Below are 14,275 nucleotides of genomic sequence, written 5' to 3' on the forward strand. Positions count from 1 at the left end.
GGAGAGGACCGTTCGGTGGGTGATCGCGCCGCGGGGAAGGACCGTCCGGCGGCGACCCTTCGCCGGGGCAGCGGTCCGCTCAGCGGCTGATCGAGCGCCGGGGCAGGGGCGACGAGTACACGACGCTCGTCGTCACCGAGCCGAGCGTCATGATCTTCCCGGAGATCTCCTCCAGGTGCTTCATGGAACGGGCGGCGACCTTGAGGACGAAGCAGTCGTCGCCGGTGACGTGGTGCGCCTCCAGGACCTCGGGGGTCGCGTCGAGGAGGTCGTGGAACGGCTTGTAGTTGCCGTGCGGGTAGCGCAGCCGGACGAAGGCGAGGATCGGCAGACCGAGCCGCTCGGGATCGACCACGGCCGTGTACCCGGCGATGACCCCGGTCTCCTCCAGCCGGCGCACCCGCTCCGTGACGGCGGACGCGGACATGGAGACGGCCCGGGCCAGTTCGGCGAAGCTGGCCCGCCCCTGCTCCTGGAGGGCGTCGAGGATGCGCCAGTCGGTGGCGTCGGGTGTGTATCCGGTCATGACCGACGAATAGCAGGCGAATCCCCGGGCGATCAAGCGATGCCCGGGGACTTCTCACGGTCCGGACCGTGTCACGGCCGGGATTCCCCGCCCGGTCGGCCTCCTCAGAGGCGGGAGATCTCGTCCACCAGGTCGTCGAGACCCAGCGGCCCCTGCGACAGCGCCGCCATGTGCCACGCCTTCGCGTCGAACGCGTCGCCGTGCGCCGCCTGCGCGTTGGCCCGGCCCAGCAGCCACGCCCGCTCGCCCAGCTTGTAGCCGATGGCCTGGCCCGGCATGGAGAGATAGCGGGTCATCTCACTCTCGACGAAGGCCGGCGGCCGGCTGCTGTGCTGCTGGAAGAACTCCTGCGCCAGCTCGGTGGTCCACCGCTCGCCGGGGTGGAAGGGCGAGTCCGCGGGGATCTCCAGCTCCAGGTGCATGCCGATGTCGACGATCACCCGGCAGGCCCGCATCATCTGCGCGTCCAGGTAGCCCAGGCGGCGCTCGGCGTCCGGGAGGAAGCCCAGCTCGTCCATGAGCCGCTCGGCGTAGAGCGCCCAGCCCTCCGCGTTGGCGCTGACCCCGCCGATCGTCGCCTGGTAGCGCGAGAGCCGGTCGGCGACGTGCACCCACTGCGCGATCTGCAGGTGGTGACCGGGGACGCCCTCGTGGTACCAGGTCGACACCAGGTCGTACACCGGGAAGCGGGTCTGGCCGTCGACGGGCAGCCAGGTGCGGCCGGGGCGGGAGAAGTCCTCGGACGGACCCGTGTAGTACGGCGCGGCGGCGCCGCCGGGCGGGGCGATCCGGGACTCCACCCGGCGGACCCGCTCGGCGAGTTCGAAGTGGGTGCCGTCCAGCGCGTCGATGGCCTCGTCCATGAGGTTCTGCAGCCAGAGCCGGACCTCCTCGACGCCCTCGATGTGGGTGCCGTGGACGTCCAGGTGGGCCAGCGCCTCCCAGGGGCCGGAGCCCGGAAGGATGCGCTCGGCCTCGGTCCTCATCTCGCCGAGCAGCCGGTGGTACTCCGACCAGCCGTAGGCGTACGCCTGGTCCAGGTCCAGATCCGTGCCGTTGAAGTAGCGCGACCAGCGCTGGTAGCGCTCGCGGCCCACCGTGTCGGGCGCGCCCGCGACGGCGGGGGTGTAGACGTCCCGCATCCAGTCCCGCAGCGCTGTGACCGACTCGGTCGCGCCGCGCGCCGCCGTGGCGAGTTCCGACCGCAACTCGGGGGCGAGCGACTCGGGGCCGCCGGCGGCGAAGGACTCGAACCAGCCACGGCCCTCGGCGTCGGGGCCCGCCCACTCGGTCAGCTGGTCGACGAAGGTCGCGGTCGGCCGCGGGCCGCCGAGCAGCTTCCGCTCCAGGCCCAGTTCGAGCGAGGCGCGGTACCCCTCCAGAGCCGCGGGAACCGCGCGCAGCCGCCGTGCGACCGCGGCCCAGTCCTCCTCGGTCTCGGTCGGCATCACGGTGAACACCATCCGCACGCTGTGCGCGGGGGAGCGCATGTTGCTGACGGTACACAGCCCCTCGTCGGCGTCGTGGACGGCGAGTTCGGCGTTCAGACGTTCCCGCAGCAGGCGGCCGCAGCGGCGCTCGGCATCGGTGTCCGCGCCCGGCTGCCGCTCGGCCTCGTCGAGCAGGCGCAGGGTGTGGCGGGCGAGTTCGGCCACCGCCTCCTGTCCGGCGGGCGAGAAGTCGGGAAGGAGGCCGGCGCTCTCCGCGACTCCCAGGTAGGTTCCGGTGATCGGGTCGAGGGCGATGAGTGCGTCGACGTAGGTGTCGGCGACCTGGCGGGGCAGCGGGCTGCGGGAAGTCTCTGGCATGAGGCTCATCCTCGTGCCTGTGCGGGCCCCGCGTCACCCTCGTTCGATCTCACTCGGCCGACAAATGAGCGCCCGCGGCGGGAGGCAGCAGCGGTCCGCACTCCCACTGCTGGAAGATCAGCCGGGTCTCGACGCGGGCCACCTCGCGGCGCGAGGTGAACTCGTCGAGGACGAGTCGTTGCAGGTCGGCGGGGTCGGCCACGGCGACGTGCACCAGGTAGTCGTCCGGGCCGGTCAGATGGAACAGCGCGCGGGACTCCGGCAGCGCGCGGATCCGGTCGACGAACGGACCGATCAGTTCGCGCCGGTGAGGGCGGACCTGGACGAGGAGGAGCGCTTCCAGACCGCGGCCGAGTTTGGCCGGATCCAGTCGTAGCTGGTGCCCGAGGATCACTCCCGTACGGCGGAGGCGGGCCACCCGGTCCAGGCAGGTGGAGGGTGCCACGCCGACCTCGGCGGCGAGCTCGCGGTAGGTGCTCCGGGCGTCGTTCTGCAGGAGGCGAAGAATGTGCAGATCGATCGGGTCCAGTACGACAGAATCGGCCATTCGGCGAACGTAGCACGGTGTTTCCCCACTACTTTCCGGTATCCGTTCACAGTGCCGCCATGGACTACGACGCCTCGACCACCCCCAGGGCTCTGGCCACCGAAGCCGTGCACGCCGGCCGTGAAGATCTCGCCGGCCTCGGCCTGCACGCCCCGCCGCTCGACCTCTCCACCACCTACCCGTCGTACGACACCCGGGCCGAGGCCGCGCGGATCGACGACTTCGCCACCACCGGCGCCCGGCTCGACGGGCCCCCCGTCTACGCCCGCCTGGACAACCCCACCACCGCGCGCTTCGAGGACGCGCTGGCCCGGCTGGAGGGCACCGAGTCGGCGGTGGCGTTCGCCAGCGGCATGGCGGCGCTCACCGCCGTCCTGCTGGCCCGGGCGAGCCTCGGCCTGCGGCACGTCGTCGCCGTCCGGCCGTTGTACGGCTGCAGCGACCATCTGCTGAACGCGGGCCTGATCGGCACCGAGGTGACCTGGACCGACCCGGCGGGCATAGCGGACGCGATCCGGCCCGACACCGGCCTGGTCATGGTGGAGACCCCCGCCAACCCGACGCTCGCCGAGGTCGACATCCGCGCCGTCGCCCACTCCTGCGGTTCCGTGCCGCTGCTGGTCGACAACACCTTCGCCACCCCGGTGCTCCAGCGCCCGGCCGGCCAGGGCGCCCGGATCGTCCTGCACAGCGCGACCAAGTACCTGGGCGGCCACGGCGACGTCATGGGCGGCGTGGTGGCCTGCGACGAGGAGTTCGCCCGCACGCTCCGCCAGGTGCGCTTCGCCACCGGCGGGGTGCTCCACCCCTTCGCCGGCTACCTGCTGCTGCGGGGCCTCGCGACCCTGCCGGTCCGGGTCAGGGCGGCCTCCACGACGGCCGCCGAGCTGGTCCGGCGCCTCGCCACCGACCCGCGCATCGCCCGCGTGCACTACCCGCGGGTGGGCGGGGCGATGGTCTCGTTCGAGGTGTACGGAGACCCGCACGACGTGATCGCCGCGGTACGGCTGATCACGCCGGCGGTGAGTCTCGGCAGTGTCGACACCCTGATCCAGCACCCGGCCTCCATCAGCCACCGGATCGTCGACGAGGGCGACCGGCGGTCGGCCGGCGTCAGCGACCGGCTCCTGCGGATGTCGGTCGGTCTGGAGGACGTCGAGGACCTGTGGCGGGATCTGACCCAGGCGCTCAGTGCTCCGCCTGCTGGTACGTCCCGGGCCGGCGTCGGCTCCGCGACCGAGCCGCGCCCAGTCGGGCGGTGATGACCAGGGTCCCCTCCTCGATCTGGTAGTCGAGGGGGAGGTTCAGCGCCCGCATCGCGGCCACCATCCCGGTGTTGGACGACTGCGTCACGGCGTAGACGCTCTCGCAGCCCGCCTCGACCGCCATCGCGACGAGCCTGCCCAGGAGCTCGGAGCCGATGCCCCGGCGCTGCCAGTCGTCCTCCACCATCAGGGCGACCTCCGTCTCGTCGCCGTCCCAGAGCAGATGGCCGAGGGCGACGAGACGGCCCGAGGTCGTCTGCACGGCGAGGGTGCGGCCGTAGCGGGGGCTGAGCAGGTGGTTGAGATAGCGGTCCGCGTCGCCGACCGGGCCGTGGTACCGCAGGCCGAGGGTGCGCGCGGAGCAGCGGTCGTGCATGGCACGCGCGGCGGCCACGTCGCGCTGGTCGGCCCGGCGGACGGTGATCTCGTTGCCCTCGGGCAGGGTGAGGACGTCCTGGCTGCGCGGGATGCGCGGTCCGAGCCGGGCGTCCAGCTCGACGAGGGCCCGGGCGCGGGCGAACTCCGACGGGGTGAACGGCAGGTACGGCCGCTCGATGGTGATCACCCCGCCGTTCGGGTCGCGCAGTCGCATCACGGTGTCCTCGAGGACGCCCTCGACGGGCGCGGTCTCCCCGGTGGGCCGCCCGGTCAGCGAGACCGCGGGCAGCGAGTGGATGGTGCAGCGGCCCAGCAGCTGGCGCAGGGCGAGCGGGAGCTCGGCGGCGTCGAGGGCGGTGCGGGTGGCCAGGCCGAGCAGCCGGGTCGGGGTGTCGACGAGGTCGTGGGCGTCGGCCCGTTCGATCCAGGTGCCGGTGCCGCCGGCCGCGGCGATCTCGTGGCCGAGGCGGTCGGCCTGGAGCTCCGCGGGCGCCCGCAGGAGGAACTCGTCGACGGTGCCGTCGGCGAGCGGGTGGGTCTGGAGCGTCAGGATGTCGACGCCCTCGTGGGCCAGTGCCGTGCACAGGGCGGCGAGGCTGCCCGGGGTGTCCCGGACGGTGGTCCGCATCCGCCACAGCACGGTCTCGGCGGGTGCGGCGTCCGCGTCCGGGGAGGCCCCGGACGCGGACGGCGGCAGCGGGCGCGTCCCGCTGCCGCCGGGATCACCGGTCGGCGGCGCATGGCTGTGGCGCCGTGCCCACCAGGTGTGGAAGGCCGCCGTCGCGATCAGCGCGATCGCCGAGAACACGAGCATGAACGGGCCTTCGGCGCCCTTCACCACCGTCTTGGCGATCGTGTCGGCGACCACCACGGCGGTGAACAGGGCGGCGAGTTCGATCAGGTCGTGCCGCCAGTGGTGCGGGCGGCGGGCACTCTTCGCGGATGTCACATCAGTCATGAACTCACTGTGACCCAGTGGTGTTGCGTGATCACGAACGCTTTGTGACTGACGGGTTAAGCGCCCATCTATGAGCTTAGTGACCGATTTCAGTCGCTTGTGTCGGAGACTGATCGGCCCCCTGTCGGAGTGCGGCCGGCAGGCACCGTCGGTGCCGGCCGGCCACCGCCCCCGCCGCCCGACGGCGCGCAGGCCCGTGCCAACAGCCGGACGCCCCGCGCGATCTCGGCGGGACCGAGGTGCGCGTACCCGATGACCAGACGGACGTCGCCGTCCGCCGGACGGGCCGTGCCGTAGTCCTCCAGCGGGCGCAGCGCCACTCCGGCCGCGGCGGCCCGCTCCAGGAAGCTCCGGGGCGGCCCGTATCGACCCGGCACGCGCGCGATGACGTGCAGCCCGGCGGCGATTCCGCTCACCCGCGTCCCCGGAAGCTCCTGCCGCAGGGCGGCCACCAGCGCGTCCCGCCGCTCCCGGTAGGCCCGCTGGCAGCGCCGCAGCTGCCGGTCGTAGCCGCCGCGCGCCACGAACTCCGCGAGCAGCGCCTGGTCCAGGGCCGGGTTCCCGAGGTCCATGGTCCGCTTGCGATCCACCACCTCGTCCACCATGCCCTCGGGCACCAGCATCCAGCCGAGCCGGAGCCCCGGCGCGAGCGACTTGCTGACCGATCCGGCGTACACCACCCGCCGCGGATCGAGCCCCTGCAGGGCGCCGACGGGTGCCCGGTCGTAGCGGAAGTCCCCGTCGTAGTCGTCCTCCATGATCCAGCCGTCCACGCGCCGGGCCCAGTCGAGGAGCGCCGCCCGTCGGCCCGCGGAGTAGGCGATCCCGGAGGGGAACTGGTGGGAGGGCGTCAGGACCACGGCCCGTACCCCCGAGGCCGCCAACGGGCCCGGAAGCAGACCCTCTTCGTCCATGGGCAGCCACAGCGCGTCCAGCCCGGTCGAGGCGAAGAGCCGCCCGTGCTCAGGGCTCCCCGGATCCTCGATCCCCACCGTCCGCAGACCGCGGGCGTGCAGGGCGAAGCCGAGCAGGGTCGACGCCTGCGCGACCCCGGAGCACACGACGAGCCGCTCGGGATCGGCCACCACCCCGCGGCGGCGCGCCAGCATCGCGGCGAGCGCCGTACGCAGTTCGGGCAGCCCCCGCGGGTCCGGATACCCGAGCGCGCCATGGGGCAGCCGGGACATCACGGAGCGGTGGGCCGCCGACCAGGCGGACCGGGGGAAGAGCGAGAGATCGGGCGTGCCGGGACGGAAGTCGACCCGCACGGCCGGTCCGCGGTCCGCCGGACCACGGGCCTCCGGCGCCGCCGCCCGAGCCGCGTCCCCCACCCAGGTGCCCGAGCCGCGGTCGCTGCGCAGGTAGCCCTCGGCGGTGAGCTGCTCGTACGCCTCCGTCACGAGACCCCGGGAGACGCCGAGATCGGCCGCGAGGTCACGGCTCGAAGGCAGCCGGGTTCCGGCCGTCAGCCGCCCCGTGCGCACCGCCTCGCGCAGCGCCTCCTGGAGCGCCCTGCCCCGCCGCCGTGCCGGTGCCGCGGCCGCCGGCAGCAACAGCTCCCAGGCCGGCTGTCCGCCCGCCGCGGTCATCGCGCCGCCCCGCCGTCCCCGCCCGCGCGTCCCTCCGTGGTCCCGCATCGAGAACCTCCCCCTCCGGCGCGTACGCGCCGCTTCCCCGGTGGTGCCGTCCCGGGCACCGGTGCTCCGCCACCATCCTTCACCGCGGTCGAGGATGGTGGCAGCCGCCGCCCCCCGCCCCGGCCTCCCGGAGGATCGGGCATCCGCGGGAACCCCGTCGAACGGTGACCGACGCGCTGCCCGGCCGGATCCGGACGGTGGCCGCCCGGGGACGACGCCTACGGCAGGCCGGGAAGCCGCACCGTGACGAGGAGACCGCCGGCGGGGCCGGCGACGAGGTCGAGGGTCCCGCCGTGGGCGTCGACGACGCTCCGCACGATCGCGAGGCCGAGGCCGACACCGGCGTGCTCGTCGGTGCGTACGCGTTCGGTTCCGCGCCGGAAGGGTTCGGTGAGGGTCGGCACCAGTTCCGGCGGGAGCGGCTGCCCCGTGTTCTCGACCCGCACCACGCTCACGTCGCCCCGCGACTCCGTGCGGACCGTCACGGTGCCGCCGGCGGGGAGATTGTGGACGACGGCGTTCTGGACGAGGTTCGTCATCATCCGCAGCAGGAGCTCGGCGGATCCGGCGGTCGGGGTCGCTCCGCCGGTGACGTCGAGCGTGACCCCGCGCTGTTCGGCGAGGGGGAGCAGGGTCTCGGCGGCCTCCTCGGCGACGAGGGAGAGGTCGACGTCCTCGCGGGTGAAGTTCCCGCGGTCGCTGCGGCCGAGCAGCAGGAGCGCCTCGGTGAGGCCGATCGCGCGCGTGTTCACGGCCTGCAGGCGTGCGAAGAGTTCCTGCGGATCCCGCGTGGGGTCCTTGCGGGCGACGTCGAGCAGGGTCTGCGAGATGGCCAGCGGCGTGCGCAGTTCGTGGGAGGCGTTCGCGGCGAACCGCCGCTGCTCGGCCACGTGCGACTCGAGCTGCTCGAGCATGGTGTCGAACGCGTCGGAGAGTTCCCGGAACTCGTCCTGGCGGCCTTCCATGCGGATCCGGTGGGACAGTGATCCGTTCCCCGCCCGCCGTGCCGCGGTCGTGATCCGGGTGAGCGGTGCGAGCATCCGGCCGGCGAGGACCCATCCGCCGACGAGGCCGAACACCAGCAGGAAGCCCATCGCCACGGCCGCGGCGGGGGCGAAGGTGCGCACCAGGAGGTAGCGGTTGGGCGCGATCCCGAGGAGGCCCTGGGAGGTGTCGGGTACGTAGCGCAGCAGGAACACCCACACCACGGCCAGGAGGAGGGTCCCGGCGACGGCGAGGAACCCGGCGTAGCTGAGGGTGAGTCTCAGCCGGGCGCTGAGCCCCCGGCGTCTACGCATGCCCGCTGCCGGGGCCGGCCGTACCGGGGCCGCCGTCGATGCGGTAGCCGACACCCGGCACCGTGGCGATGATCCATGGTTCGCCGAGCCGTTTGCGCAGTGCGGAGACGGTGATGCGGACGGCGTTGGTGAAGGGGTCGGTGTTCTCGTCCCAGGCCCGTTCCAGGAGCTCTTCGGCGCTGACGACACCCCCGTCGGCGGCGACGAGGACGTCGAGCACCGCGAACTGCTTGCGGGTGAGCGCGACGTAGCGCCCGTCGCGGAAGACCTCCCGGCGGAAGGGGTCCAGGCGCAGCCCCGCGATCTCGCGGACCGGGGGCCGGAGGTACGCGCGCCTGCGGTCGAGGGCCCGCAGCCGCAGGACGAGCTCCCGCAGCTCGAACGGCTTGGTGAGGTAGTCGTCCGCACCGAGCCCGAACCCGGACGCCTTGTCGTCGATCCGGTCGGCGGCGGTGAGCATCAGGATCGGGATGCCGCTGCCGGAGGCGACGATGCGCCGGGCGACCTCGTCGCCGGAGGGGCCGGGGATGTCGCGGTCGAGCACCGCGAGGTCGTAGGAGTTGACGCCGAGCAGTTCCAGGGCGGAGTCGCCGTCGCCGGCGATGTCGGCGGCGATCGCCTCCAGCCGCAGGCCGTCCCGGACGGCTTCGGCCAGGTAGGGCTCGTCCTCCACGATCAGTACGCGCATGCCCGAAGCCTAAAGGGCTGTCCAGCGCGCCCTGTCGCCGTCGTCCGCGCAGGTGAAGCGGCCCCGCCCCTCCGTCGCGGCCCGCCCTCCGAAGTGGTCCCCGATCTCTCCGGGGAAGTGGACCTCAACCCGGGCCGCCCCGCTTCCTAGCGTCGGGAGCATGAACGCGAACACCCTGCGAGGGACGCTGCTCGTCACCTTCGCCTACGCCCTGGTCGGTGCCTCCTTCACCGCCAACAGCCTGCTCGGCGCCTACCCCTACGCGGGCGGCCAGGCCCTGCGCTACGCCGCCGCCTGCCTGCTCCTGCTGCCCCTCCTCGGCCCCGGCGGCCTCGCCCCGCTGCGCCGCCTGACCGCCCGCCATCTGCTGCGCATCGCGGTCCTGGCGGGCGTCGGCATGGTCGGTTTCAACCTCGCCGTGCTCGCCGCCGAACGCACCTCCGAGCCGGCCGTTCCCGGCGTCTTCGTCGGCTGCGCACCCGTCGTGGTGGCCGTGCTCGTGCCGCTCCTGGGCGGGCGCAGGCCCCGCCGCCCGGTCCTGCTCGGCGCGCTGCTCGTCGCCGCCGGTGCCTTCGCGGTGCAGGGCTGGGGCCGCACCGACCCGGCCGGCATCCTCTACTCCGCCGGGGCCCTGGCCGGCGAGGTCGGGTTCACCGTCCTCGCCGTGCCCGTCCTGAGGCTGCTCGGACCCCGCCTGCTCACCGCCGTGGTCTGCGGCGTCGCCGCCGCCGAGTCGGTCCTGCTGGGCCTCGTCCTGGACGGGGCCGCGTTCCTGCGCGTGCCGACCGCCGTGGAGGCCGGGGCGCTGGTCTGGCAGGCGGCCGTGGTGACGGTGGTCGGCTTCGTCGCCTTCTACATGGGCGTCCAGCGCATCGGCGTGGAGCGGGCCACCCTGTTCACCGGCATGATCCCGGTCGCCGCCGCCATGAGCGCGCCCTTCGTCGCCACCGGTGGCTTCGGCCTCCCGCAGGCCGCCGGCAGTGTGCTCGTGGCGGCCGGGGCGGCCCTGGGGACGGGCCTGTTCTCGGGTGCGGGCGGGTCAGCGGCTGCCGTCCAGGATCACCCGAGCGACCAGAGCCGGATCGTCGTTCATGGGGACGTGCCCGCAGCCCGGCAGCCGGACGAGCCGGGCCCCGGGGACCGTGCGCTTGGCGCGGACGCCCTGCCGGGGGAGCAGCAGCCGGTCGCGGCTGCCCCACGCGATGGTGACGGGCACGGCCGGGACGTCGTCGGTGAACAGCACGCCGCGGCCGGCCCCCAGGGTCTGCCGGAAGCCGGTGGCCTCGCGCAGGGCGAGCGTCTCGGCGACCACGGCCTCCGGTGAACGGCGCCCGGGCCGGGCGTAGATCGTGCTGGTCAGGGCGGTGCGGCCGACGGTGCTGCGGGACAGCCGCTCGATCAGCGGCACCGGCATCGACAGCGCGGCGGCGCGCATCGCCCGGAGCGTCCCGAAGGCGTACCGGCGCTCGCCCTCCGACCAGAACCCGGCCGGGGACAGGGCGGTCACCGAGCGGGCCAGCTTCTCCCTGCCGAGCTCCAGGGCGAGCAGCCCGCCCAGCGAGTTGCCGGCCACGTGCGGCCGCTCGATGCCGACGGCCTCGCAGAACGCGCCCAGCACGGGCACCACCGACGAGAGACCGTACGCGTGTCCCTCCGGCAGGGCCGGGGACGCGCCGAAGCCCGGCAGGTCGACGGCGACGACGTCGCGCTCGGCGGCGAGGACGTCCAGCACCGGTTCCCAGGCCTGCCAGTGATGACCGATGCCGTGGAGCAGCAGCAAGGGCGTTCCCGCGCCCCGGCGTTCGTAGGCCACCGAGACCGTGCGCGTTCCCCCGGGGGACGCGATCGGGAAAGAGATCCGTTCGGACATGCTCCTGCTCCCTGCCTTAGACACCCTGTCAGCAAGAATTACCGTTCGGTAGCCACGAGTTCAAGAGGCCGGACGGAAACTGGACAGGGCCGGGCCGGTCGGCTGGGATGGGGAGGTGGCTACCGAAACACTGACCGACGTCTTCGAGGAACACCGGCCGATGCTCACGGGTGTCGCCTACCGCATGCTCGGCCGCGTCGCCGACGCCGAGGACGTGGTCCAGGAGGCATGGCTGCGCTGGGCTGCCGAGGACCGGGACGACGTGCGCGAACCGCGCGCCTACCTCGTACGGATCACCACCCGGCTCGCCCTGGACCGTCTCCGCCGGATCAAGGCCCGCCGCGAGTCCTACGTCGGGCCCTGGCTGCCCGAACCCGTCGTCACCGACTTCGGGCCGGCCGTGCCCGACACCGCCGAGCGGGCCATGCTCGCCGACTCGGTCTCGCTCGCCGTGCTCGTCGTCCTCGAATCCCTCTCGCCCCTGGAACGTGCGGTCTTCGTGCTCCGTGAGGCGTTCGGCTTCCCCTTCGGGGAGATCGCCACCGCGCTCGACCGCTCCGAGGCGGCCGTCCGGCAGCTCGCCGGAAGGGCCCGCCGTCACGTCGACGAGGGCCGGCCGCGCTACGACGTCGACCCGGCCGAACGGCGCGACCTCACCGAACGCTTCCTGGCCGCGGCCGCCGGCGGCGACCTCGAACAGCTGATGAGGCTCCTCGCCCCGGACGTGCGTCTCGTCGGCGACAGCGGCGGAAAGACCAAGGCGCCGCTGCGGATCATCGAGAGCGCCGACAAGGTCGGCCGCTTCCTCGTCGCCGTCTCCGAGGGCGCCCAGGCCGAGTTCGAGTTCCGCGTCGTGGAGCTCAACGGCGGCCCCGCGCTGGTCGCCCTGACCGGGGGCAAGCCCGACTCCGTCTTCCAGATCGAGGTGCGGGACGGCCGCATCCAGTGCCTGTACATCGTCCGCAACCCCGACAAGCTGCACGCGGTGCCCGCCGCCTGACCCCGCGCCGCCCCGTCGGCGGCACGCCCGCCACGCCGCGTCCGCCACCCCCGCCCCGTCTCCGGCCCCCGGAGGCGGGGCGCTTTGCTGCGCACGGCTCACGCGGGCGCGAACGTCCTGTGAACGAACTGCGCCGGATGCCCGGATACGCGGGCCTCCGACGCAGGATTGGTCTTGACCAAGTAGGTGCGCCGCCCTATGGTCGCAGAGTTAGTGCAGGAACCTTTAATAAACAAGGGCGCGGAAAACTGCCGGGGACACGGCGATTGCGGAGGATCAGGGTGGGGACCACGCAGCTGGAGACGGTGCCGGAGCCTAAGTACTGGCACCTCAAGACCGTGATCGGCGAGGCGCTCGACTCCGACTTCGCCGTCGGTGAGATCCTCCCCAACGAGCGGGACCTGGCCGCGCGCTTCGGCGTCGCCCGGGCCACCCTCCGCCAGGCCCTGGAGCAGCTGGAGCTCGAAGGCCGCCTGCAGCGCCGCCGCGGCGTGGGCACGACCGTCGCCCCGCCCCGGGTCGGCGTCGACGTCTCCACCACCCAGCACACCTGGCCCGGCGTCGGCGAGGACACCTGGCAGTCCGTGGACTCGGCCACCGACGCGGTCCCGCCCGCCGTGGCCCGTCTCCTCGACATCGAGCCCGGCCAGCAGGTGCACATCGTGCGCCGGCTGCGCGTCACGGAGGGCCAGCCCGTCGCGGCCGAGCTCCTCTACGTGCCGTCCGGCTCCGTCCCCGGACTGTCCGCCGCCGGTGTCCCCTCCGGCCCCGCCCGCGCCGGCGGCGTGCTGCGCGAACTCCAGCGCCTCGCCCTGGACGGCCAGGACCGTTCGGTGGAACTCGGCTCCGCGCGTGCCGACGACGCCAAGGAACTGGACCGCCTGCCCGGCGCTCCCGTCCTGGTCGTGACGACCCGCTACCTCTCCGAGGGCCGCACCGCGGCCGTCTCGCTGGCCACGTACCGCGCCGACACCTGCCGCCTCACCTTCGGCGACTCCGGCGACCTGGTCATGGCCTCCTGACACCACCCGGCCCGCCGGCGGGAACTCCCGTCCGGCCGACCGAACCCCGCACCACGAAAGGACGGGCGCCCGCGACGCGGGCGCCCGTCCCTTCGTCGTCGGCTCGTGTCAGCGGCGGGCGGTGACGGTGCCCTCCACCGCGAACAGCTGCTCCTCCACATGGTCCAGGGCCAGGCGCAGCGCGCCCGTACCCACGGCGGCCTCGCCCAGCATCGACAGGACCACCCGCGGGGGGCGCAGGCAGAAGCGGGCCAGTTCGTCCCGCAACGGCTGGAGGACTCCGTCCAGGCCGGCCGCCCAGCCGCCGATCACCACCAGTTCCGGATCGAGCGCGAGCACCAGCGCCGCCACGTCGTGGACCAGCCGCTGGGTGAAGCGCTCGACGGCCGCCTCCGCCCGCGCGTCGCCCTGTCGTGCCAGGGCGAAGACCTTCGCGACGGCTTGCTCGTCCAGCGGGTGCAGCGGCTCGTCCGTCGTCGACAGCAGGTGCTCCGGAGTGACGCCCCGGCCCAGCAGGTGCAGGGCGCCGATCTCCCCGGCCGCCCCGCCGTACCCGCGGTGCAGCCGTCCGCCGATCAGCGAGCCCGCGCCCGGGCTCAGCCCGGCCAGCACGAAGACGATGTCGTCCGAGTCGGTCGCCGCACCCTTCCAGTGCTCCGCGACCGCCGCCGCGTTGGCGTCGTTCTCCACCAGCACCGGGCAGCGGAAGGACCTCCGCAGCCGTTCACCGAGCGGCAGTCCGGTCCAGCCGGGGAGCGCCGTTCCGAGCCGGACGGTGCCGTCGGCCTCCACGATGCCCGGAGTTCCGACGCCGACCGCCCGCAGGTTCGCGCGCGGCACGCCGGCCCTGCGGAGCACGTCGGCGACGACCGTACGGACCCGCTCCAGGCGCTCGTCCTCCGGAGCCGCCTCCGAGACCTCCCGGGCACCGGCGCCGATGATCCGCCCGTCCAGGCCGGAGAGCAGCGCGGCGACCCGGTGCGGGCCGATCTCGATGCCCAGCAGATGCCCCGCCTCGGCGCGGAACCGGAACCTCCGGGCCGGCCGCCCCTGGCGTCGCGCCTCACCCTCCTCGGGAGCGGCCTCGACGACCAGCCCGCCTTCGATGAGCCCCTCGACGACGCCCTCGACCGTCGGCCGGGACAGGCCCGTGATCCGGGTCAGATCCGTGAGCGTCAGCGCGTCGGCGCCTCGCAGGGCATGGAGCACCACCGCGGAATTGATCCGCCGCAGCAGCGACGGGTCCCCGCCGGTCAGCCTCCCCACCGTGTGTCCTCC

General features: G+C 73.8%; 12 protein-coding genes and 1 pseudogene. 4 read left to right on the plus strand and 9 right to left on the minus strand.

Features of this window, described 5'->3' with window-relative positions; all coding sequences use genetic code 11:
* Positions 1-79 precede the first annotated feature (79 nt).
* From ACGFZF_RS24840 to ACGFZF_RS24850, 3 genes are all read right to left on the minus strand, one after another.
* Entirely contained in the window at positions 80-526 is a 447-nt protein-coding gene (locus tag ACGFZF_RS24840) for an Lrp/AsnC family transcriptional regulator (protein WP_393557426.1), read from the minus strand.
* A 104-nt stretch (positions 527-630) separates the two neighbouring features.
* Positions 631-2,343: a DUF885 domain-containing protein gene (locus tag ACGFZF_RS24845; RefSeq protein WP_393557428.1), complete on the minus strand. Its 1,713-nt coding sequence runs from the start codon at positions 2,341-2,343 to the stop codon at positions 631-633.
* A gap of 40 nt (positions 2,344-2,383) precedes the next feature.
* On the minus strand, positions 2,384-2,881 hold the full coding sequence (locus ACGFZF_RS24850; protein WP_147976960.1) for an Lrp/AsnC family transcriptional regulator: 498 nt from the start codon (positions 2,879-2,881) through the stop codon (positions 2,384-2,386).
* Positions 2,882-2,940: 59 nt separating this feature from the next.
* Between ACGFZF_RS24850 and ACGFZF_RS24855 the strand changes: the two genes are divergently transcribed.
* Positions 2,941-4,143, plus strand: a complete 1,203-nt coding sequence (locus ACGFZF_RS24855; protein ID WP_393557430.1) for a trans-sulfuration enzyme family protein — start codon at positions 2,941-2,943, stop codon at positions 4,141-4,143.
* Here the strand turns inward: ACGFZF_RS24855 and ACGFZF_RS24860 are convergent.
* The 4 genes from ACGFZF_RS24860 to ACGFZF_RS24875 form a co-directional block, all read right to left on the minus strand.
* Complete coding sequence (locus ACGFZF_RS24860) at positions 4,070-5,482, minus strand: GNAT family N-acetyltransferase (protein WP_393557432.1); 1,413 nt, start codon at positions 5,480-5,482, stop codon at positions 4,070-4,072. The two genes, ACGFZF_RS24855 and ACGFZF_RS24860, sit on opposite strands and share 74 nt — an antisense overlap.
* A gap of 89 nt (positions 5,483-5,571) precedes the next feature.
* A complete protein-coding gene (locus ACGFZF_RS24865; protein WP_393557865.1) occupies positions 5,572-7,071 on the minus strand; it encodes a PLP-dependent aminotransferase family protein in 1,500 nt (499 codons plus the stop codon).
* Between the two features lie 266 nt (positions 7,072-7,337).
* Positions 7,338-8,417 carry a sensor histidine kinase gene (locus ACGFZF_RS24870; RefSeq protein ID WP_393557434.1) on the minus strand — a complete coding sequence of 360 codons (1,080 nt, stop codon included), beginning with the start codon at positions 8,415-8,417 and terminating at the stop codon, positions 7,338-7,340.
* Complete coding sequence (locus ACGFZF_RS24875; RefSeq protein ID WP_393557436.1) at positions 8,410-9,105, minus strand: response regulator transcription factor; 696 nt, start codon at positions 9,103-9,105, stop codon at positions 8,410-8,412. The genes ACGFZF_RS24870 and ACGFZF_RS24875 overlap by 8 nt, the downstream gene beginning before the upstream one ends.
* A gap of 160 nt (positions 9,106-9,265) precedes the next feature.
* Between ACGFZF_RS24875 and ACGFZF_RS24880 the strand changes: the two are divergent.
* A pseudogene (locus ACGFZF_RS24880) lies at positions 9,266-9,622 on the plus strand (EamA family transporter); the annotation flags it as partial.
* A 522-nt stretch (positions 9,623-10,144) separates the two neighbouring features.
* On the opposite strand, the gene ACGFZF_RS24885 reads toward ACGFZF_RS24880, so the two are convergent.
* Positions 10,145-10,975, minus strand: a complete 831-nt coding sequence (locus ACGFZF_RS24885) for an alpha/beta fold hydrolase (protein WP_393557438.1) — start codon at positions 10,973-10,975, stop codon at positions 10,145-10,147.
* 115 nt (positions 10,976-11,090) lie between these two features.
* On the opposite strand from ACGFZF_RS24885, the gene ACGFZF_RS24890 reads away from it, so the two are divergent.
* Positions 11,091-11,975 carry an RNA polymerase sigma-70 factor gene (locus ACGFZF_RS24890; protein ID WP_393557441.1) on the plus strand — a complete coding sequence of 295 codons (885 nt, stop codon included), beginning with the start codon at positions 11,091-11,093 and terminating at the stop codon, positions 11,973-11,975.
* Between the two features lie 281 nt (positions 11,976-12,256).
* Positions 12,257-12,997 (plus strand): GntR family transcriptional regulator, encoded by a 741-nt coding sequence (locus ACGFZF_RS24895; RefSeq protein WP_393557443.1) that lies wholly within the window; start codon positions 12,257-12,259, stop codon positions 12,995-12,997.
* 108 nt (positions 12,998-13,105) lie between these two features.
* Here ACGFZF_RS24895 and ACGFZF_RS24900 read toward each other — a convergent pair whose 3' ends face one another.
* Positions 13,106-14,263: an ROK family transcriptional regulator gene (locus ACGFZF_RS24900; RefSeq protein ID WP_393557445.1), complete on the minus strand. Its 1,158-nt coding sequence runs from the start codon at positions 14,261-14,263 to the stop codon at positions 13,106-13,108.
* Positions 14,264-14,275 lie beyond the last annotated feature (12 nt).

It is taken from the genome of Streptomyces sp. NPDC048338 (genome assembly GCF_043201055.1).
Lineage (GTDB): Bacteria > Actinomycetota > Actinomycetes > Streptomycetales > Streptomycetaceae > Streptomyces.

Bases quoted from the DNA above. Each gene is read 5' to 3' on its own strand.
- ACGFZF_RS24840 (WP_393557426.1), bottom strand. From the start codon at position 526: ATGACCGGATACACACCCGACGCCACCGACTGGCGCATCCTCGACGCC.
- ACGFZF_RS24845 (WP_393557428.1), bottom strand. From the start codon at position 2,343: ATGAGCCTCATGCCAGAGACTTCCCGCAGCCCGCTGCCCCGCCAGGTC.
- ACGFZF_RS24850 (WP_147976960.1), bottom strand. From the start codon at position 2,881: ATGGCCGATTCTGTCGTACTGGACCCGATCGATCTGCACATTCTTCGC.
- ACGFZF_RS24855 (WP_393557430.1), top strand. From the start codon at position 2,941: ATGGACTACGACGCCTCGACCACCCCCAGGGCTCTGGCCACCGAAGCC.
- ACGFZF_RS24860 (WP_393557432.1), bottom strand. From the start codon at position 5,482: ATGACTGATGTGACATCCGCGAAGAGTGCCCGCCGCCCGCACCACTGG.
- ACGFZF_RS24865 (WP_393557865.1), bottom strand. From the start codon at position 7,071: ATGACCGCGGCGGGCGGACAGCCGGCCTGGGAGCTGTTGCTGCCGGCG.
- ACGFZF_RS24870 (WP_393557434.1), bottom strand. From the start codon at position 8,417: ATGCGTAGACGCCGGGGGCTCAGCGCCCGGCTGAGACTCACCCTCAGC.
- ACGFZF_RS24875 (WP_393557436.1), bottom strand. From the start codon at position 9,105: ATGCGCGTACTGATCGTGGAGGACGAGCCCTACCTGGCCGAAGCCGTC.
- ACGFZF_RS24885 (WP_393557438.1), bottom strand. From the start codon at position 10,975: ATGTCCGAACGGATCTCTTTCCCGATCGCGTCCCCCGGGGGAACGCGC.